Raw genomic sequence first — 829 nt, 5'->3', positions numbered from 1 at the left:
GCACCTGGACGCTTGCAGACAATACACTTCCTGCGTTAACTGATGGTCCACACACCATTACCGTGACTGCAACAGATGCAGCAGGCAATGCAGGTACCGATACAGCAGTGGTGACCATTGATACCACCGCACCAAATGCACCAGTACTTGATCCAATCAATGCAACTGACCCAGTGAGCGGTACAGCAGAAGCGGGTTCTACAGTGACAGTCAGCTTCCCTGACGGCACCACTGCAACAGTCGTGGCAGGCACAGACGGAACATGGTCAGTACCAAACCCGGGTAACCTGGTGGATGGCGATACAGTGACTGCAACAGCCACTGACCCTGCAGGCAATACTTCATTGCCAGGTACAGAGATTGTTGACGGAGATGGCTTACCACCAGTGGTATCGTTAACTGATGAAGTGACGAATGATGCAACGCCGGACTTGTCAGGTAGCATCAATGATCCAAATGCAACGATTGTAGTGACTGTGGATGGTATTGATTATCCGGCAGTGAACAATGGCGATGGCACCTGGACTTTACCGAACGATATCTTACCAACTCTGTCAGAAGGCGCACACAGTGTGACTGTGACAGCAACAGACTTGGCAGGTAATACAGGTACGGATACAGGTACTGTAACAATTGATACCGTTGCCCCAAATGCACCGGACATTGATCCAGTGAATGCGGTAGATCCGATTACAGGTACAGCAGAACCAGATTCAACCGTGACTGTGACGTATCCTGATGGCACGACTGCAACTGTAGTTGCAGGCACAGACGGCACATGGTCAGTACCAAACCCAGGTAACCTGGTAGATGGCGACACAATTTCGGC

General features: G+C 50.9%; 1 protein-coding gene. It reads left to right on the top strand.

All coding sequences use genetic code 11. The features are described from left to right. On the top strand, positions 1-829 hold an 829-nt coding region (locus tag J690_RS23500; protein ID WP_228133011.1), incomplete at both ends, for an Ig-like domain-containing protein.

Origin of the sequence: Acinetobacter sp. 742879, assembly GCF_000588535.1 — a bacterium.
Taxonomy (GTDB): domain Bacteria; phylum Pseudomonadota; class Gammaproteobacteria; order Pseudomonadales; family Moraxellaceae; genus Acinetobacter; species Acinetobacter pittii.
This window is presented reverse-complemented; position numbering and strand designations above follow the sequence as displayed.